Genomic DNA, 18,240 nt, shown 5'->3' on the forward strand with positions numbered 1-18,240 from the left:
CTTTTAAAGGAAGCAGAGAGCTAGGTTCCGTTTCTACCAACTGACCTTCTGTAGGGGTGAGGAAAGCGGCCAGCTTAGGCAGGATGCTGGCAAGAGGGCCTCAAAGCAATAATTGACCCAACTCAGTTGGTTGCCAGTTCATGATCACCAACTCGCCAGTTACCTCCGCCTTACCCTGGCGCTGATTCGTGTTGCTGTAACGGATATCCAGCGACTCAAAGTGGAAGCCGTCGAAGGCTCGCCGGATGTCCGGATGGTCGTTAATACTGACCATCACCTTGCCCTTGCAACGACGCATGAAGTCGGCCATGCGCTTGTACTCATCGAAGGGAAATTCCACGCCGTAGCCAGCGGTCTGCCAGTAAGGCGGGTCCATGTAAAAGAATGTATGCGCCCGATCGTAGCGCTCGGCACAGTCTAGCCAGGACAGGTTTTCGACATAGGTACCGGAAAGGCGCTGCCACGCGGCTGACAGGTTCTCCTCGATGCGCAACAGGTTGATGGCCGGCCCGGTGGTCGCGGTACCGAACGTCTGCCCAGTTACTTTGCCACCGAACGCATGTTGCTGCAGGTAGAAGAACCGAGCCGCACGCTGGATATCAGTCAGGGTTTCAGGGCGCGTCATCTTCTGCCACTCGAAGATCTGTCGAGAGCTCAGCGCCCATTTGAACTGGCGCACGAACTCTTCCAGGTGGTTCTGCACAACACGGTAGAGAGTGACCAGGTCACCGTTGAGATCGTTCAGCACCTCCACCGGGGCGGGCTGGGGACGCATGAAGAACAACGCGGCACCGCCGGCGAAGACTTCGACGTAGCACTCATGAGGGGGAAAGAGAGGGATCAAGCGGTCGGCCAGGCGGCGTTTGCCACCCATCCAGGGAATGATTGGAGAGGTCATAGGTATGCAAGTCTTTACTGTATGGATAAACAGGTGTTAGGCTCGCCGCGCTTTGTGCACAAGGCAGAGGCTGCGGCTGGACTTGCAGGAAGGGTCTGCAGGTTCGGCGGGCCGGGCTGGATGTTGACGCATCTGCCCGGCTCGCCTCTTTTCACTTGGCGACTTCGCGCACGTAGGCCTGACAGGCATGCAGTGCAATTAGCCCCCGGTCGCCGTCGTCCGTGATGGCGATAATTCGTTGAGCATGCGCTGGGTCAAGTTGGGCGCGTACGGCGCCATGTACCAAGCCTCTGGTGCCGGCGGTTTCTCGCACCCCACCGTCACAACCCGGGGTGGCAAAGGCTCCGGCGTCGACAAGGACTGACAACCGCAGATCAGCGGTAGCAAGCCGGTCACGCAGGCGAGCGTGAGTTTCTTGAGCATCGTTCATCTCCTGCCAATGTGTTTTGCCCTGCTCCTGCAGGCGATCTTCCAGGGCTTGTCGCTGAGCCTTCTGCTCTGCCAACTGCTCCAGTGCTGCAGCTGCAGCCTCTTCACGCTCGCGGCCATAGGCTCGATCCTTGTCGGCCAGCTGCCGAATGTAATCAGCTTCCTGATCAGCAAGCTGCCGACCGTACTCGCTGGCCTGCCACGTCCAGGCGCCACGGCCGCCCACATAGAGCCCGAGCGCAACGGCCAACAAGGCGATACGCCAACTCAGCGACATTACTGCAGCACCTGAAGCGCCCGTTTGTAGAGCGTTTGGCGATCTTTCAAGCCATTCAGGCCACCATTGATGCGACGGGTGATCGACTCGAAAACCGAGTCATCGGCCTGCGCCACCTTGTCTGCAAGGCTATTGAGGCCCGCACGCTGCCAGAACCAGCCGGCCGACAGCGATGCATAGACCGGCTGCTCAAGCAGGTCCGGGGTATTGAGCAAGCGACTGTCACCGAACAGTGCCTCACTGCAGGCCTCGTAGTTATCACGGCCGGTGATCTGAATCAGCCCACGGCCACGGTACCGCTGGCCATCACCATCCGCCTGCGGCGTGTTGCCGAGGCGCTCCGCCAAGCGGCCGGTGTCGTACTTTGCCAAGTAGGCATCGTTACCGAGCTCACGCACATACAGCAGTTGGCCAGACTCATGGCCGACCTGGGCGAGGAACGCCGCCATACGCTTTGGCGTGATGATCGAGTACTTGCCCATTGTCGCGTTGAGGCCAGGAACAAAAACGCCGGCTTTGCGGCCGGCGTTGGGGAGGATCTGTTGCAGTTGTTGAACTGATATAGCCATTGGTGTCTCCAGTGATGGCCGAAAGCGGCCGAGGGAATTAGAGCTGCTCGACCTTGAGCGGCTTTTCGACTTTCGTTTTCCTGCCCGAGGCCTTGGCCTTGCCCTTCTTGCCGCCGTTGCACTCCACGGTTGTGGTCCACCCGCTGGCCGTGAACACCTGCTCAACGCTTTCCACCAGGTACTCGCCATCGAGACCGAGCTTGAAGCCCTGGGCATTAATCGAGCACTCGGCGAACAGGTCGTGCCGTCCGGCCATTTCCAAACGCACACCCGCAGTGCTGCGGTTGAACGCGGCCAGCCGCGCATGGGCGGCCTGCTTGGCAGCAGTCTCGTTGGGGTAGATGTGGCGGTCGGTGTGAACCGGGGGCAGACCGTCTGGCGACTCGTCGTTGTCCAGCTGGACTACTGTTAAGGCACCGGTCTTCGGGTCCTGATGCTGTGTTTTCACTGCCTTCTGCGTGCTGCGGTCCGATAGCCGAAACTGATACCGAGAAACATCCGTCTTGTTGATGGTGACCACCTGCAGGGACTTGCCCGAGGTGCTCTTGCCACCCTGCCTGGGCATCACCAGCAACTTGCCCTCGGCAACCTTGGCAGTGCTGTCGTACTGCCGAGCCAGGCGCGTGACAAAGTTGAAATCAGACTCGTTGCGCTGATCGATGCGCTCGACCTTGGTCGTGACCGGGCAGACCACCTCCCAGCCGTTACGCCTGGCGATTTCAGTGACGATCTCCGACAGCGGCACATTCTCCCAACTGCCGCTGCGGATGGTCTTGCCACTGCCGCGCATGTCGCTCGCCTTGCCTCGAATGGTCAGCTCATCGGGCGGTCCTGAGACTTGCACCTCGTCGACGGTGTAGGCGCCCATGCGTTTGAGCGGCTGGCCCTCGTAACCCAGCAAGACCTCCACCAGCCCTCCCCGCGCTGGCAGCGCCACCGCCTGGTCGCGGTCGTCAATACGTAGCTCAAACTCGTCCGACTCCATGCCAGGCTTGTCCGAGATCCGCAGTAGCAACAGGCGGTCGTTGATCAGCGCAGTGATGTCCTTGCGGTCGGCAATGACTCGATACGTTGGTTTCATGCGTGCTCCAGATACAAGAAACCCCGCGCGGGGCGGGGTTCGTTATGCGTGACTTGACGGGTGTCAGTCGAACAGCTGCAGCAGCTCGACCGCCGGCGCCGACAGGTCAGGCAACTGGATCAGCAGGCCGGCGCGGTACGGCTGCGCCTCCCTGGCCAGATCCGAGTTAGCGTCCAGCACCGCCTCGACAGTGCCGTTGAGGTGCCCGTAGTAGTGCTGACAGATTACGTCCAGGAGATCCCCGTCAGACGTTCTGCAGGTCGTTGCCATAGCTCACAAACTCCAGGTTAAAGCCCTGTTTACGGGGGATGCCGCCTGCCAGCAGGTGACTCTGTTCCTCTTCCACACTCACCAGGCACCAGTCGCCCAGCACCTCGCCATAGCCGGTGACCAGTTTCAACGCCTGCAGGTTGCGGCCAATGCTACGCAGCACCTTCAGTTGATTAATGCCGCCCTTGTGGTGCGGGAAGATCGCGCCCTTGAGCGTGATCTTTTCCTCACCCAAGCCAACCGCCTGCTGCGCCACACTTCGGCGCAGGCGCTCTTGCCCAGCCCAGCGATACGACGCCTGTCGGCGCAGCTCGTCGAAGGGGGCAGTGCCCAGGTTGAAGTAATACGGCTGCAGCTTGGCGTCATGCGGCTGGATGATCAGCAAGTGCGGGAATGGGGCAACCGCCTCAGGAAGGGGTGTAGCCGAGCCCATCAGGCCGCCCGTGGGCAGGATGTTGGCCAGTGACGGGCTAACCAGCCCCGCCACCCGCCCGGCCTCGGCGGTTACCTTGGACGCCATCGTCTTAAACGTGCTCAGTCGTTCCTGCACCTGAGCGGCGCCGGTGACGACCCGGCTATACATCGACGCCACCTGCCCCACTTGGGACTGCGCTACGTTGATACTTCGCACGATCCGGCCAAGCTTTGCACCAGCCTCAGCCCCCACGAACGGAATGTTTTCCAGCTCCGACGCGGCACCAGTGATGCTCCCGACCGCACTGTTGAGCGGGGACAGCATGCCGTCCACACCTTTGCGCCCAGCTTCTCCAGCTGAAACCAGCCCAGACAGGGACGACTCCAGCTGCGCCATGTAGGCCATAGGCCCTCCTTACAAATGCGGTTGATCGAACAATTGGGTCGAGGCCGTGCGCGCAGACACCTCACGCTGCCAGCCATCGAACAGCCGCCTCACACCTGATTCCAGCTCGCGCAGTAGCTCAGCCGGGTCCTTCACATCGCCGGTGACGTTGATCGGGATATTCGGCGCGAAGGTGAACGACTGATCAACCTTCGGAGCCGGGGGCGGCGCTGAGACTTTGGCTGGCTGAACAAGGTCGGGCATGCGGGGCGGGGCAGGCGCCGATTTGGCCACCATGTCGCGTACCAGATCACCCAACCCCGCCGGCAAGGTATCGGGCCGTGGAATCGCTTGAGGTGAAACACCAGCAGCTGCAGGCTTGCGCTCGCGGTTGTTGATGCTCACTGGAGCCGGCGTCGACTTAGCTGGGGCCTCGCGCAGCGCCTCACCCAGTCTTGTCGGAGGGTTTTCTGACGCAGGTTGCGGCTGAGCTGGTGGTGGCACCAGCCCTGCACCAGGGAAGCGCACCTTGTTTGCCGTCAGAGCCGGCAACAGATACGGATCCTTGGACCCCGGCTCAAGCGGATCATATGACACTGACGGGGTGACCGGCGCCGGAGGGGCTAAGGCTTTCACCGTGTCACCCAGCTTGAGCGGCTCCTGCAGCCCTGGCACTGGTTCAGACTCGATCACCGGCTCAGGTTGTACCGGCGGCCGCACCAAGGGCGCACCTGGGAATTGCACCTTGTTGGCCGTCAGTGCCGGCAACAGATATGGGTCCTTGGCCTCGGGATTGACCGGGTCATACGATACAGCCGGCTGGACCGGTGGCGGGGCGGCCAACGCTCGCACTGTGTCGCCCAACCGCGGCGGCTCCTGCAGCAGGGGACCTGGCTCAGGCTCGGGCACGGACTCAGGTTGAACCGTCGGCCGCACCAGGGGCGCACCCGGGAAACGTACTTTGTTGGCCGTCAGCGCCGGCAACAGGTATGGATCCTTGGCCTCAGGGCCGAGCGGGTCGTACGACACTGCCGGAGCGGCTGCGGCTCTCACCGTGCCACCCAGCTTCGGCGGCACCTTTGGTGCCGGTTCCGGCTCAGGCACTGGCTCGGGTTGAACCTGCGGCCGCACCAGGGGCGCACCAGGGAAGCGTACCTTGCTCGTCGTCAGAGCCGGCAACAGGTACGGGTCCTTCGCCCCCGGATCGAGCGGGTCATATGACACTGCTGGAGCGGCAGGTGGCGGAGGCGCCATGGCTTTTCCCGTGTCACCCAGCCTCGGCGGCTCCTGCAGCATTGATGCTCGCTGAGGCTCGGGCACCGGTTCAGGCTGAACCGGCGGCCGCACCAAGGGCGCACCCGGGAAACGGACCTTGTTGTCTGTCAACGCGGGCAACAGGTACGGATCTTTTACACCGGGGCTGAGGGGATCGTATGCCACCACAGGCGCGATAGGCGTTGGGGCCGGTACGTTGCGCACGGCCTCACCCAATGCCGGTACCGGCGCTGCAGGCAATGGTGGCGGCTGCTCTGCCCTGCCTTCCGGCTTGTCTTCCTCCGCAGAGAGCACCGTGGCCTGCAAAGCCTGCCCCGGCATCTGCGGGCTTTCCGGCGTTGGCTTGTCCCCCGCATCAGCTTGCTCATCATCAAACCAGCGTTTACCCAGCCAACTGCCCAGCGATTCGCCACCCATGCCGCCAAGCACGGCGCCGACAGCACCACCCACTGCAGTACCAATAACTGGCACTACCGAACCGATGGCCGCCCCTGCAGCGGCGCCCGCGAGAGTCCCTGCGAGACTGCCGGCAGCGCCCCCATAACCTTCCGCTTTCTCTTCCTGAGAGCTGGCATTGATCGCGACATCAATCGCGGCAGCGCCTGCATCAACCACATTCCCGCCAGGCAATCGCTTGGCAAGACGGGTAACGCCGCGCACCGAGCGAGCGACCCTGCCCAACTCCTCAACACCGGTCACCGCTTTCGGTAGAGCTGCCGGTACAGACGCAGGGATAGCGGGCCGTACCGATGGAAGCTTTGTCTGCCCCACCACCTGCTTCGGCCGGGCTGGGGCGCCTTGCCTGCTCTCACGTCGACGGGCACGACGTCGGCTTCTGCGACTCCCCCGAGCAGGGTCGGCAGGGGCGCTATTGGCAACGCTGCTGCCGATCCCGTTGAACGCATCGGCGTTAACCACAAATACGCGCTGGGTGTCATTTCCGCCGGCCTGCGGATCATTTGCGGATGTCACTTCCGGCTGCGTCGCCGGGAACAACTTGTCCAGCAAGCCGAGACCGGTATCGACCACCCTACTGCCCGTCTTCGGTAGCTCAATGGGCGCCCGGTCATCACGCCCTGGGCGACCGGCCAAGCGATCAAGGCTTCGCCCGCGAGCGATGTTGAATACGCCCCGCCCAATTTTCAGCGCACTGGACGCGGTCATGAACGCTACAACCGCCGCCGTGATGCCGGCGATGCCCAATACGACCGGCTGGAAGTTGTCCGCAAGGGAGGTCATCCCATGCGCGACCGAGGTCAGCCCCTTGGCCACCAGGTCGGTCGCGGGGCGGATGGCATCGCCAATGCTGCGCATCGAGTCGTTAACCGCCTGCCCCAGCTCGGCCCAATGCTGCGCAGAGGTCTCTCGGCGCTCAGCAAGGTTCTTATCGAGGATGCCCGAGGCTTTCTGAGAGTCGGCTTTGAGCTCCTCATACAAGCCCCGGTTTTGCCCGTAGGCTGTGAGCGCGGCCTTGACCTGCATGTCAGCGAAGATATCGCCAGTGCGCAGGGCCTTTTCCAGGGCATCCAGCGCTGCCTTGGCTTTTTCCGGGTCGACTTCCTTGTCGATGCTGGCCTTGGCGGCCTCGATCTTCTTTGCCTTTGCCGGGTCAGTGGCCTCGACGTACCTCATGGCCAGGGCCATGGACGCCTCGATGACGTTCATGCCCTTCTGCAGACCGGTATTCAGTGAGGACTGGTAATCGATCCCCGCATCCTTGTAGGCCTTCACCACCTCGCCAGAACCGATCTTCTCCATCCAGTTCTTGAAGTTGTTCGCCGCCTCGTCCGAACTGCCGGCGGTCTTCATCTGGACTTGCAGCATCGAGCCCAACGAGGTCACAGCATCCAGCCCGGTGATGCCGTTCTTCTCCATGCCGGCCAGCAGTTGCGGGAACCACTTGGCCATGTCGCTGGCCTCGAAGCTGCCCGCCTGGCCTTGGAAGGCGATTGCCTCCAGCGCCTGCTGCATGACTTTCGGATCGCTGATCTTGGCGTTTTGCTGCAGCGCCTGAATCATCGACGCCGTGTCTACGCCTGAGGCGCCCTGGCCAATCGCGAACTTAGCCGCGACCGGCGCATACGACAGCGCCTTGTCGAGGTCCATACCAGCGCCGACCAGCTGGTTGACCAGGTCGGCCACGTCATTGCGCGACATACCAGTATCTTTGGCCGTATCGATTACCGTCCGGGTGAGCTGCCGCTCTTCCGGCTTGTTGACGATATCGGCCTTGATCGCAATGTCGCGGATGATCGCTTGATAGTTCGCACTGATCATCGTCGGCACAGCGGCCGCGCCCGTGGCCACCACCGCCTTGCCGATGTTCGACTTGAGCGATTCCTTGCCCGCCTGCAGCTGCTGGTGACCCTTCAGTTGCAGATCGGCGGCTCTCGCCTCGCGCCCCAGCCGCTGATACTCGCGACTGAGGCGCCCAACCTCAATGCCTTGCTTGCGCAAAGCATCCAGGTTGCTGTCCAGCTTGCGCAGCAGTTTGTCGGCGCCGGCAGCGCCGCTGTCATGTGCACGCTTCCACTCTTCGCGCAGCTTGACGGTTTCGCCAATGGTGCTTTTCAGCACCTTGGCCCTGTTGCCTTTGGCTTCCAGCTTCTGGATGCCGCTCTCGACCGTCTTGAATGCAGCGCCTACCGACGAGGCGACAGCACCCCCGATCACCAGCGATAACGCTAGTTTGCCTGCCATCGGTGCCCCCTATGCAAGCTCAATCCGTCAGCCACCACACCATGTCCGCATAGGACATGGTCTGGATCTCTGCGGCTGAAAAATTCAGCTCAGCCGCAAGTCGCTTGGCCGCTTGCTTTTGCGTGGCCGGATTAAAGCTCGTCGTCTCGCACCAGAAAGTTGTACCCGGTCGCGAGGCGGTTGTAGTCCTTGTAGGTGAGCCCCTCCAGGTCTTTGACATGCACCTCAGCCAGGGAGGCGAAAAGGTTCAGCTCGCGCTGCTCGTCGTCACCGTCCGAGGTTTTGGTCGAGTTGCGGATATCGCGCACAGTCGGCGCGCGCAAGGTGATTTGGTCCTGCTGGACGCCGTTGAGCTCGGCCGGGCTGGTCAGCGTCACAGTGACGCGGTCAGCTTCCAGCATGATGAATTTTGGCAGTGGTTTGGTCATGGAGTGATTACCTTGAAAGGAGATGAGAACGGGCTGACGGGATTACAGGCCGAGGTCGCGGCGCTGGCTGGCCAGCTGGTCGACGCCGTTGATGACGCGCTTCATGCCGGCCGGATCGATCTCATAAATGGTCTCGCCGCCGACCTCCAGCTTGTAGTAGGTCACGGCAATGGAATGCTTGAGCTCAGCCTTGTCGCCGGGCTTCCAGTCGCCCATATCGACCTCTTTCAAGGTCCCACGCTGGGTGACGATTACCGCTTTGGTTTCGCCTTTCTGGCCCTTGAACGAACCCCGGAAAGTGCCGTTGAAGGCGTTGCCGTCCGCGAGGCCGTAGAACTTCAGCGATTCCTTGCGCACGCCGGTGGTGGTGAAGTTGGACTCCATCTTCTCCATACCCACGTCCATCTCAATCGGCATGTCGTAACCGCCGGGCCGGTGCTCCTCGGTCTTGAGCGTAAGCTTGGGGAGGGTCAGGCTGGGCACATCGCCCTGGAAGCTGACGCCATCCACAAACAGGTTCAGGTTGGCCAAAATTTCGGGAATCATTGCCATGGATTGCGCTCCTTATGCGACTTGGTCGAGGACTTCGGTCAGCCACTGGTTGGTGACTTCAATCCGGAAATTCGGGTTTTCAGCCGGAGGAACGTCGGTGAAGCGAATGTTCCAATACACCTTGCCCTGCTCCAGCTGGCTGGCCGTGTTGAGCACCGGGTCGGCGTAGACCTCAAAGTTGATAATTGCGCCCTGGGCTTTCAGGTCGCGCATGAAGGCCTGCAGGCCCTCGGTGACGTCGCGGATATAGGTCGAGGTGATACCCCGGTCCACCGCCCACTTGTGGCCATACAGGATCGCGTCCATGACCATGTCCATGGTCCGCACACGGGTGACGAACGCCCATTTCGAATCGCTCGACAGCGTACGGTTGCCCCACAGGCGGAAACCGTCGTCACGGATGATCGTCGCGATATTGGCGTTGTTCAGCAGGTTGGCCCGGCACGTCTCGTCGCCGTCCAGGTACTCGATGGCCCGGGTGGTGCCGGTGATGCCGACGAACTCCTTGTTCGATGGCGAGGACCAGAAACCGTATTCGCTGTCGGTGTAGGCAAACACGCCTGCAGCCCAAGCCGAGGCCGGCGCGTCAATAGTCCCGTTGCTGGTGGTATCCCACATCTGCACACCAGGGTCGACCATGTACAGGCGCTTGGAGCCGAACAGCTTGGCGTAGGTGGTGGCCGCCTCGTCGGTGGTGTTGGGGCCATCGATGATCGCCACGGCCCGCAGCTTGGCCGCAATCGAATCCATTGCGGTGGCCACTGCCTGCGTGGCGCTGTGCTTCGGCGCAATGATCAGGCGCGGCTGGGCGTTGAAACGGCTCTTACCGTCCAGCAGCGCCTGCAGGCCGGTACGTTTGCCGCTGGCCTGTACACCGCCGATGATCGCGGAGGTCTGTGCGGCCGCATCGGCGCCCTTGGCCACGCCCGTGGCGACGATCACCGCCTTGGAGCGTGCATAGATGGCTTGGCAGGCCTTCGTGATGGCAGCGCCGGCACCGAACGCGGCGACGGCTTCGCGCTCGTTGGTGATCAGCACCACGTCGCCAATCTTGGCCGTGGCGCCGGCGCCCTCGGTGAAGGTGTCGACAAGACCGATGATCGAGGAAGACGGCAACGAGACGTTGCGCGCGCCGCTGTCGACGTTCGTTACAGTAACGCCGTGAAAGAAGCTTGCAGCCATTGGAAATGCTCCAAAAGAAAAGGCCGCACGCGGCGGCCCAACAGAAACGAAAACGCCCCAAAATCGGGGCGCTCAAGGGAATCCGGGGAGAGGCTCAGACGCCGCCGGGCACGCTCGCGCGGATGGCGTTGATGGCCGAATCGGCCATTACCTCGGCCTCGGCATGACTGCCAGCCTTGAGCACCGTCTGCTTGCCTTTCAGCCGCGCCGCGCGGATCTGGCACAGCGCGGTGCGCCAGATCGCAGCCTCGCTCAGAATGCTTTCAGCGGCCTGCTGCGGGGTGACGCCCTCGGCGTCGACCGTAGCCTGTACGGTCAGCGGAACCTCACCCTCGAAGCCGGCGGCCTGAAAGGCTGTGGCCTCGCTCTCGGCCATTTCGTACTCGACCACCCGCAGCGCATCACCGACCACGCTGGCCCGCGCCTGGTCGGCAGTCAGGTCGATCTGCTGGACAGCCACCTGCAGGGCTGCAGGCAGCGGCAGGGCTTCGAAGTTGAAGCCGTTGAATACGGTGTCACCGTAGGTGATCGTCAGGTTTTGCTTTTGCATATGGGATCCTTACAGGGTGGCCAGGTTGGAGACGACGTTGCCGAGGGTGTTCGACGCAGTGCCGCCAGCCACGCCCATGACATAGCGGCCGGCAAAGCCGGACGGGGTACTGGTCGAAATCACCTCCAGCACCACACCGTTTGCCGATCCGGGCATCAGGAACCCCACGAAGTCAGCCGGCGCCTGCACATCGCAGGAATCCAGCTTCAGGGCCAGCATGGTGACAATCGAGGCGCTGTAGGTCTTGATCACCGAGTTGGCCGATCCCGAAGGGGTCGGCACGATGCCGGCTGGGCTCGGCAACACCAGCGTCACATCGCGCAGACCCAAAGAGCCCCAGCTTGGCAAGCCGATGCCGGACAGGTAAGCCGAGGTGCCATCGGTCTGATAGGTCAGCGTCAGCTTGCGCTTGACCCCGGTGGTGTCGGTCATGATGTTGACCACACGCTGCGCCGCGACAATCGCCGTCGAATGCAGGTAGTCCGCCTGCAGGCGGATCAGACAAGAACCGCCCGCCGGGGTGTTGGCAACGGCCTTGTCGATGGTTTTCAGCGGCGCAGCGGCCGTGCCGGCGGCGGTATCGTCGCCAGTCTGCTGGTTGACGTACCAGGTACGTTCCAGGTTCGGCACGGCAGCGATGGCGGTAGCCACTGCCTGATCAATGCCGGCCTTTCGGGTTTTGAAGTAATCGAGTAGCGCATTGGTTTGCGTTACCAGGTTGGCAACATCGCTTTCGAGACTCATGGGTCTTAGGCTCCGTAGAGGTGTTGGACGAATTGGGATTGCAGGTAGATAACCGCCGAGGCGTTGGCAATTGCCGCGCTCAACAGGCCGTCATGGTCAGTGTCTTGGCGCAGCTCGGCGGCCTTCATCCGGGCCAGCAAATTGGCTACCTGCTCGCCGGTGATTCGCTGCTGATCGGTTTGGCTGTCAAGCTGGTCTTGCTGTTTCAGGTCGCGGGATTGGGCGGCCACCTGGGCGGCGGCCAAGGCGGCCAAGGGCGCAGCCAAACTCAGATTGAGCCCGGCGCCGGTGCTATTGATGGTGACACTATTGGCCGGCAGGGCCGCTAACGACAGGTCATAGGCCAGCAGCAGGTCGATACCCGCCGCCTTGTAGGTGAGCACCTCGGTAGTGCTCGACCACACCGCAAACAGGGTTCCATCACTCAAGAGGAACCCGATTTCGCGCACATAGAACGCTGAATCGCCATCAGCGACAGCGGTTAGGTGCAACAGGGTGCTGGACAGCTTTTCGCCACCGGCAATGGGGTACTTGGCCAACTGGCGGCCCAGCACGATCTGGTCAGCGCTGGGGGTATATGCCCGGTCCCCAAGCACCACATGCGTAATCTCTGCCGCCAGGCCGGTACGGGTAGCGTTGAACACTGCCGCCAGGCCGGCCTTGGTAATTACAGGCTGTAAAGCGGTACTCATAGAACTGCCTCCATCGTGCCGCGCACGACTACCAGGGTGCGGGCCGCACTGGCGAACCCGACCCCCGATTCAGAGTTAATTGGGGCGCATTGCACTTCCGCGCTACGGCGAAAAATGCCCAGCGCGGAAGTGGCATTGGCCAGCAACAGGGTTTGGGCCGAGGCATCGACGGGAACGCCTTTGGCCTCCAGGGTTCGCCGCTGCAGCGCAAGGGGCTGCGCGGCGTTACCCATAACGAGGCCGCCATCGAAGCGCGCGCCCAGCCGAAACTCGTAGTGGCTGCGCTCGTTCTTCGCCGCGTCGACCAGAGCACGCAGGCGCGCGCCCAGCTCGGGCGAGATAATTGAGCCCTCACCCGCCCGGTTTTCGTTGGCCCAGGCCGTGACCTGGAACGTGTACGGCGCGGCGTTCGGGATCTGGTGCCACTCCTTGAACTCCGCGTTGACCCGCACCGCCCTCAGCACCCGCCGGATTGCGCCGACAGTGCCCTTGGTCTTGTGAACCGGGATCGCCTCCCGGTTCAACTGGCGCCGCTGGTCGTCGGTGTAAGCGGCCTCCCAGCCCTCGACCTTGAGCGCCCACCCCAGCCAAGGCAGGAAGTTGGGCGGGCAGCGCGCCGAGTCGGCCACGCCCCGAATGATTTCCGGGTCCACGCCCAACTCCCCGGCGCGCTCCAGGGAGCGCTCCAGCAGCGTGGCGTTATGCGGCAGCAGGCTCATGTGACCACCTTGGTGGTCAGTGCAATGGACGCGGCACGCGGGTAATGCCGCTTGTCACACACCACCCCTTCCACCGGCTTGACCAGGTCGACGCGGCTGATGCCCGTTACGTGTAACGCCGCGTAGATGGCCGAAACGGGCAGTTGCCCCTCAAGCCGGCGAGCGTCGGCAATGGCGGCATCCAGGCTTTTCCGCGCCGCCGCAAGGACAACGCCAGGATCAGGACCGGCCTCCACCCACAGCACCGCCTCCACCTTGAAATCGGTCGGGATACCTCCCTGTACGCGCGGCCGGTCCGTCACCGGCCGAACATCCTCAGCCGAGAGCGCCTTGAGCACAGTGGCCACCAGCTGCGCCTCGGGCACGGTGCTGGTCGGCCCTGCCAGCACCGCCAGCGATACGTCGCCGGGCAGCGGGCTGGGCAAGCCAGCGTCGTAGTCACAAACCACGACAATGGCCCCGGCCGGCAGCTGCGACTTAACCGCGGCTGGCACCGCCACCCCGGAAAACCGGGGCGAATCGACCGAAACGTGCACCAGCTCGGCCGACGCACTCAGCGCGTGATACTCATACGCGCCGCTACTGCCGGCGACGGACAGCGCCTCCAGCGACAGCCGCGTGCGGTAGCGCAACGCCTCGTCGCTTTCCATCAGCGCTGTAACCGGCGGCACCGCGTCGGGGTTGGCCGCGCGGATGGTCAGCCGCTGCACGCCGTAGTCGGCGGCGCGGTTGTCCAGGTCGGCGCCCTTGGCGTAGGCCAGCAAGCTGGCCTTGGCCGCCGCGTTGACGCGGGCACGCACCATAAGCTCACGGTAGGCCATGACTTCCATCAGCTTGACCACCGGATCAGACTCCAGAACAGCGGTCCACTGGTCGCCCATATGGGCGCGGAAGATGCCTAGCACCTCCTGATACAGCGTCTCGAAATCCAGGGTTTCCACCACATCGGGCGGGGGCAGCAAAGACAGGTCAATCATGCACTCACCTCCACGACGGCCGAGTTGCCCAGGTACTTGCCTGTCAGTTGCAGGCCTATCTGGCCGTCGAGAACCGACACGACCTTGACCCGCTCCAGCTGCAGGCGCGGCTCCCAGCGGCCCAGCGCGCGGGCCACCTCGGCCTGTACCGCGCTTTTCCAGCCCTCGTTAACCGGCAGGTCAACAAAGCGGCGCAGATTACTGCCGTACTCAGGCCGCATGCGACGGCTCTTCAAGGGGGTGGTCAAAATGTCCTCAATCGACTGCTTCAGGTGATCGAGGCCGGTGGATTGCTGACCGGTCCTGCGGTCCAGGCCGATCATGGTTAGCCGTCCAGCTGCTGCAGGTCGGCATGCCTGCGCAGGAATGCCACTGCCTCGGCGTCGTCGGTCTGAACGGTCACGCGACCGGCCTGCACCTTGAGCTCGCGCAAATCGTCACCGGCTTGCAGGAACAACGAACGCGAGGTGTAGGCGCGGTCAGCGAAGGTCACGCCGGCCGGCGCAGCCTCCACAGTGGTGATGTCGGCGCCACCGGCACCAGGTACAACGGCGGATCCGTCCGCACTCGCAGTTGCGTCAGTCTCGTCGCTTTTCTTGACTGCCATTAGTGATGCTCCAGGAACGACAAAGCCCGCGAAAGCGGGCCTCTGAGGGGTAATTTTTAGTATCAGCGTTGACCGGATAAGGTCTGCTCAACCGCCGATTTGATCGCGTTAGCAAGCGCATCAGGGTCCAAATGGCCCGTGACGTTGATGGTTATGGCAGGCAATCGGGGCGGGCGCGGCGTAGGGATATAGCGCCCTGGTCTCAGCGCCATAGCCAGGCCTTGGGCGATTTCTTCCGGGTCGTTCTCGCCAGCCAGCAAGCGACGCCAGTAGCTCAGCATGCGGAAGTGATCCGCGAATCCGGTGATGCCGTAATCAACCATTTTTTCCACCCTGTAACGGTCAGTCCCGTTGATGGGGGCTTGTAGGTTTTGCTCAGTCATATAGACCTCAGTGCTTATGGTTCGCCGTATTGCCGGCGGTATCGATCACTTTCCCAAGCCCAAGAATGTCGCCCGTTACGCGTAACGGCCCGACTATCTCCACGGCGCCCTGCAGGGTAATGGTGGCCGCCTTGGCCGTGATGGCAGCCGACTCGGCGTTAATCGCGGCGTCGGTGATCACTGCCTTGCTGCTTCCGACCTCAATGGTGACCGTGCCGCTAGGCAGCTTGATGGTGTAGCTATTGGCCGCCCAGTCGTAGACCAGGGAACCGCCATCATCGAAACGCCAAACCTCGACATGGTCGCGGTTGTCCGGGGGCGGACCGGCGTTGCCGTACAGTCCAGGAACAAACGTGCCCTGCGCAGGCTCGCCGCTCGGGCTCACCAGCACGCCCTGCTCGCCCATACTCGGCGCACGCCAGTGGCGGGCCTTACCCGCGGCCACCGAGTGCCAGCGCACCCAGGCGCTGGTCCAGTCGCCGCCGTCGGTAACCCGCACCCTGGCGGCGGCCAGATCCACCCCCACCACGTAACAGGGAATCACCAGGCCGGCCAGCATGCGGTCGGCCTGCGCGGCCGCGTAACTCATGCCAGGGCCTCGGGCGATTGATACAGGCCTTCATTTTCTGGACCACTTTCCGGGTCGAAGGCGAACTTCAATGGGCCGGGCTCTCGCGGCCATGGCCACTCTTCCTCGCCCAGGTAGATCACCTGAGTCCATTCGACGACCCAGACCGCAAAGCTGTCCAGTTCTGGCCGGCTCCAGTCCCGCTCTGCCCGCACGAACTGAGCAAACTCAACTGCCAAGCCCCAAGACTGCATGCGTAACAGCACCGCCAGTTGGGCAGCTACAAAGGCCACCACATGCAAGCAATTCGGCTCATCCGCCCCGACGATCACGCGCGCCTCAAAACGAGCATCGACGGCGGTTTCACCTGTACCAGGGTCCTTGTCCGCACTCTCGAGGCCTGCCAGCTCCAGCACTACCGCCGGTACCGGCACAACCTCAATCCCGTCCGGCATCGTGCCGACATAGGCGAGGCCGGGAATGGCATCGCTGATGTGTTGCTCGATTGCGCAATAGATCTTGGCGAGGGGTATTGGGTCATCAACCATTGCCTGTTCTCCGCAAATACTTATGCAGCTCAAAGTTCAGCTCTTGCTCAAGGACCACTTTCAATCGTTCGTGAGCCCGGTTGGTCCAGGCTTCGAAATGCGGTCGAACGTCATCCAGCGAGATCTTCGCCTTAGCCAGTGGAAAGCGGCTGTCGTTCTCTGAAACCCAGCCAGAGCGACGACCACTGCCCCCCGAGACGTCGCTATCCGGGTAGTCGGCGGCATCGAAATGCTTGCTGGCAGTGCGAATCCAGATGTCGGGCTTGCCCCCGTACACTTGTCGGTAGAACGCCCCCTGATAGCGACGCCCCGCCACCGATACACCTGTGCGGGTTTGCCGGGGACGGCCGGCGCGACTGGCTTCAATGGGACGAATACCGAACCACAACTTGCCTTGCCCACTGCTCCCCATTGGGAATGCCTTGAGCCGCTGCCTCACAGCTGCGATGGCGATTCGTTCTTGCCGCCCGACCTCTCGGGCAATCTGCCCGCGAAGCCAGCGCAACGTCTTGTTGATAGCTCGACGCTGGGCCGCAGCCATGGCCTTGGGCACAAGCTTGGCAAAGTCCTCGAAGCCTTTAACGTCTTGTGGGCTCATCTGCAGGGTGAGCAACCCTGAACCGGCTGATACTTTGTGATAGCTGCCGACACTCATGGCGATTTCCTCAGGACGAGCGTCACCAGGCCGTCGCCCCCTGGCTCTATGCGGGCGATGATGTAGTTGCCACCACCGTCCTCGGTCGGCAGATCGATCATGACGGTCTGCCGCGCCTCAACACCCGCGTTGTCGCCAACGCGGATAACCAGGTGCGGCTCACGCAGGCCAGTATTGATCTGGCCGATCTTGGGTTGGAGCCAGGGCGCCGAGAACATCCCCAGAACATCACGGCCATTGATCTGCGCTGGATCGCCCAAGACGTCGAACACCACCTCATCCACATCGTCGATCAGGTCCCGGAAGGCCATGATCAGATCGTCAGACGGATAACAGCGCGGGGACGGGTGCAGATGTGCAACGGGTTGGACTGCGCCTCGCCGTCGACCCCTTTGCCGAATGGCATCTCCTCGATCTTGCTGTAGTACGGCAGGCCTTCGGTGTTGACGGTCTCGATGTAGTCCGCCGGGGCGTAGATCGACAGGAACAGATCCGAGACCCCCTCAGGCACCAAGCGGGCCTCGTCGTCGGCAACATACGCGTTGCCACCGACCTTGCCACGGTAACGCTCCCAGCTGATACCGCCAAAGTCGAATGACTCACGGCCATCACCACGCAGGGATGCGGCCTGCTGGCTGCCCTTGTAAGTGTCGACCACCGACTTGTGGGCGATCAGCTTCTTCCAGAACGTCTTGCCGCAGAAGGCACGCGCTCCGGTAGTGGTGACGTTGCCGAGGGCATCCTCCTGCATGTCCAGTGCGTCCACGCACTGCCCCTGAACATTCGACTCCTGATCATTGAGGCCCATCGCCAGCTTCTGCTGCGACACGCCAAATACCTTGTAGATGTCCAGCAGCACCGTAGCGCCGTCAGCATCGAGCACTTTGCCGTTGAGCGCGCCCATTCGATGGTATTCGTGGGTAGCATCCAGCTGACTCCGCGCCTTACTCAGGCGTTTGTTCACTACAGCCTGGACAGCCTGCAACTCTGTCAGGGCGCCGAACGCGCGAATGCCCTGAATTTCGTCGGCCTTGATAGCGAAGCGCTGCGGCAAATGGATGGTGTTGAACGGAATCAGCTGACGCTTGCTGCCGCCAACCACCAACCCGGAGGTGCCGCGCTCACCTGCAGGCACCAGAGCGAGCGTATCACCGTCCTTTTCGAGCTGGACGGTGAGGGTCGGGACACCCTCTTCGCGGAACAGACCGAGGGCTGCCAAGCGGCCCGGCACATACTCCTGCTCGTTGATGGCCGCAGTCAGGGCCGCAACGCTGAAAGCATCGTCTTGGAAAATGGCAATCTCAGCCATGGGGTACTCCAGAAAGTAAGAACCCCGC

General features: G+C 62.5%; 23 protein-coding genes. All 23 read right to left on the reverse strand.

The genetic code is table 11. The features are described from left to right. Positions 1 to 100 precede the first annotated feature (100 nt). Positions 101 to 898 (reverse strand): DNA adenine methylase, encoded by a 798-nt coding sequence (locus SB765_RS02460; protein ID WP_410930844.1) that lies wholly within the window; start codon positions 896 to 898, stop codon positions 101 to 103. A gap of 151 nt (positions 899 to 1,049) precedes the next feature. Next, positions 1,050 to 1,604: a lysis protein gene (locus tag SB765_RS02465; RefSeq protein ID WP_410930845.1), complete on the reverse strand. Its 555-nt coding sequence runs from the start codon at positions 1,602 to 1,604 to the stop codon at positions 1,050 to 1,052. Further along, positions 1,604 to 2,173, reverse strand: a complete 570-nt coding sequence (locus tag SB765_RS02470; protein WP_410930846.1) for a glycoside hydrolase family 19 protein — start codon at positions 2,171 to 2,173, stop codon at positions 1,604 to 1,606. Before SB765_RS02470 ends, SB765_RS02465 begins: the two co-directional genes overlap by 1 nt. A gap of 37 nt (positions 2,174 to 2,210) precedes the next feature. Further along, on the reverse strand, positions 2,211 to 3,254 hold the full coding sequence (locus SB765_RS02475) for a phage late control D family protein (protein WP_410930847.1): 1,044 nt from the start codon (positions 3,252 to 3,254) through the stop codon (positions 2,211 to 2,213). 63 nt (positions 3,255 to 3,317) lie between these two features. After that, a complete protein-coding gene (locus SB765_RS02480; protein ID WP_410930848.1) occupies positions 3,318 to 3,524 on the reverse strand; it encodes a tail protein X in 207 nt (68 codons plus the stop codon). Further along, positions 3,499 to 4,344, reverse strand: a complete 846-nt coding sequence (locus tag SB765_RS02485; protein WP_410930849.1) for a phage tail protein — start codon at positions 4,342 to 4,344, stop codon at positions 3,499 to 3,501. Before SB765_RS02485 ends, SB765_RS02480 begins: the two co-directional genes overlap by 26 nt. A gap of 9 nt (positions 4,345 to 4,353) precedes the next feature. Beyond that, complete coding sequence (locus SB765_RS02490) at positions 4,354 to 8,298, reverse strand: phage tail tape measure protein (protein WP_410930850.1); 3,945 nt, start codon at positions 8,296 to 8,298, stop codon at positions 4,354 to 4,356. A 131-nt stretch (positions 8,299 to 8,429) separates the two neighbouring features. Then, the gene (locus SB765_RS02495; RefSeq protein WP_241799699.1) at positions 8,430 to 8,726 is read right to left on the reverse strand and encodes a phage tail assembly protein; all 297 of its coding nucleotides are present in this window, start codon (positions 8,724 to 8,726) and stop codon (positions 8,430 to 8,432) included. A 42-nt stretch (positions 8,727 to 8,768) separates the two neighbouring features. After that, the gene (locus SB765_RS02500; RefSeq protein WP_241799698.1) at positions 8,769 to 9,278 is read right to left on the reverse strand and encodes a phage major tail tube protein; all 510 of its coding nucleotides are present in this window, start codon (positions 9,276 to 9,278) and stop codon (positions 8,769 to 8,771) included. A 12-nt stretch (positions 9,279 to 9,290) separates the two neighbouring features. Then, on the reverse strand, positions 9,291 to 10,460 hold the full coding sequence (locus SB765_RS02505; RefSeq protein WP_410930851.1) for a phage tail sheath subtilisin-like domain-containing protein: 1,170 nt from the start codon (positions 10,458 to 10,460) through the stop codon (positions 9,291 to 9,293). A gap of 94 nt (positions 10,461 to 10,554) precedes the next feature. Continuing rightward, positions 10,555 to 11,010, reverse strand: coding sequence for a hypothetical protein (locus tag SB765_RS02510; protein WP_410930852.1), 456 nt, complete (start codon positions 11,008 to 11,010; stop codon positions 10,555 to 10,557). A 9-nt stretch (positions 11,011 to 11,019) separates the two neighbouring features. Beyond that, positions 11,020 to 11,754: a hypothetical protein gene (locus tag SB765_RS02515; protein ID WP_241799695.1), complete on the reverse strand. Its 735-nt coding sequence runs from the start codon at positions 11,752 to 11,754 to the stop codon at positions 11,020 to 11,022. Between the two features lie 5 nt (positions 11,755 to 11,759). After that, positions 11,760 to 12,446 carry a phage tail protein gene (locus tag SB765_RS02520; RefSeq protein ID WP_410930853.1) on the reverse strand — a complete coding sequence of 229 codons (687 nt, stop codon included), beginning with the start codon at positions 12,444 to 12,446 and terminating at the stop codon, positions 11,760 to 11,762. Next, positions 12,443 to 13,165, reverse strand: coding sequence for a phage tail protein I (locus tag SB765_RS02525; protein ID WP_241799693.1), 723 nt, complete (start codon positions 13,163 to 13,165; stop codon positions 12,443 to 12,445). The genes SB765_RS02520 and SB765_RS02525 overlap by 4 nt, the downstream gene beginning before the upstream one ends. Then, positions 13,162 to 14,142 (reverse strand): baseplate J/gp47 family protein, encoded by a 981-nt coding sequence (locus tag SB765_RS02530; RefSeq protein WP_410930854.1) that lies wholly within the window; start codon positions 14,140 to 14,142, stop codon positions 13,162 to 13,164. Before SB765_RS02530 ends, SB765_RS02525 begins: the two co-directional genes overlap by 4 nt. Beyond that, positions 14,139 to 14,465 (reverse strand): GPW/gp25 family protein, encoded by a 327-nt coding sequence (locus SB765_RS02535; protein WP_410930855.1) that lies wholly within the window; start codon positions 14,463 to 14,465, stop codon positions 14,139 to 14,141. Before SB765_RS02535 ends, SB765_RS02530 begins: the two co-directional genes overlap by 4 nt. Before the next feature lie 2 nt (positions 14,466 to 14,467). Further along, the gene (locus tag SB765_RS02540) at positions 14,468 to 14,749 is read right to left on the reverse strand and encodes a hypothetical protein (protein ID WP_410930856.1); all 282 of its coding nucleotides are present in this window, start codon (positions 14,747 to 14,749) and stop codon (positions 14,468 to 14,470) included. Positions 14,750 to 14,811: 62 nt separating this feature from the next. Next, the gene (locus SB765_RS02545) at positions 14,812 to 15,132 is read right to left on the reverse strand and encodes a hypothetical protein (protein WP_410930857.1); all 321 of its coding nucleotides are present in this window, start codon (positions 15,130 to 15,132) and stop codon (positions 14,812 to 14,814) included. Positions 15,133 to 15,139: 7 nt separating this feature from the next. Further along, a complete protein-coding gene (locus SB765_RS02550; RefSeq protein WP_410930858.1) occupies positions 15,140 to 15,721 on the reverse strand; it encodes a phage baseplate assembly protein V in 582 nt (193 codons plus the stop codon). Further along, complete coding sequence (locus SB765_RS02555; protein WP_410930859.1) at positions 15,718 to 16,248, reverse strand: hypothetical protein; 531 nt, start codon at positions 16,246 to 16,248, stop codon at positions 15,718 to 15,720. The genes SB765_RS02550 and SB765_RS02555 overlap by 4 nt, the downstream gene beginning before the upstream one ends. Beyond that, the gene (locus SB765_RS02560; RefSeq protein ID WP_410930860.1) at positions 16,241 to 16,903 is read right to left on the reverse strand and encodes a hypothetical protein; all 663 of its coding nucleotides are present in this window, start codon (positions 16,901 to 16,903) and stop codon (positions 16,241 to 16,243) included. Before SB765_RS02560 ends, SB765_RS02555 begins: the two co-directional genes overlap by 8 nt. Further along, on the reverse strand, positions 16,900 to 17,214 hold the full coding sequence (locus SB765_RS02565) for a hypothetical protein (RefSeq protein WP_410930861.1): 315 nt from the start codon (positions 17,212 to 17,214) through the stop codon (positions 16,900 to 16,902). The genes SB765_RS02560 and SB765_RS02565 overlap by 4 nt, the downstream gene beginning before the upstream one ends. A gap of 2 nt (positions 17,215 to 17,216) precedes the next feature. Then, a complete protein-coding gene (locus tag SB765_RS02570; RefSeq protein ID WP_012270885.1) occupies positions 17,217 to 18,212 on the reverse strand; it encodes a major capsid protein in 996 nt (331 codons plus the stop codon). Positions 18,213 to 18,240: the final 28 nt, after the last annotated feature.

The sequence above is a fragment of the Pseudomonas sp. SIMBA_067 genome, from assembly GCF_046534675.1.
Classification (GTDB): domain Bacteria; phylum Pseudomonadota; class Gammaproteobacteria; order Pseudomonadales; family Pseudomonadaceae; genus Aquipseudomonas; species Aquipseudomonas putida.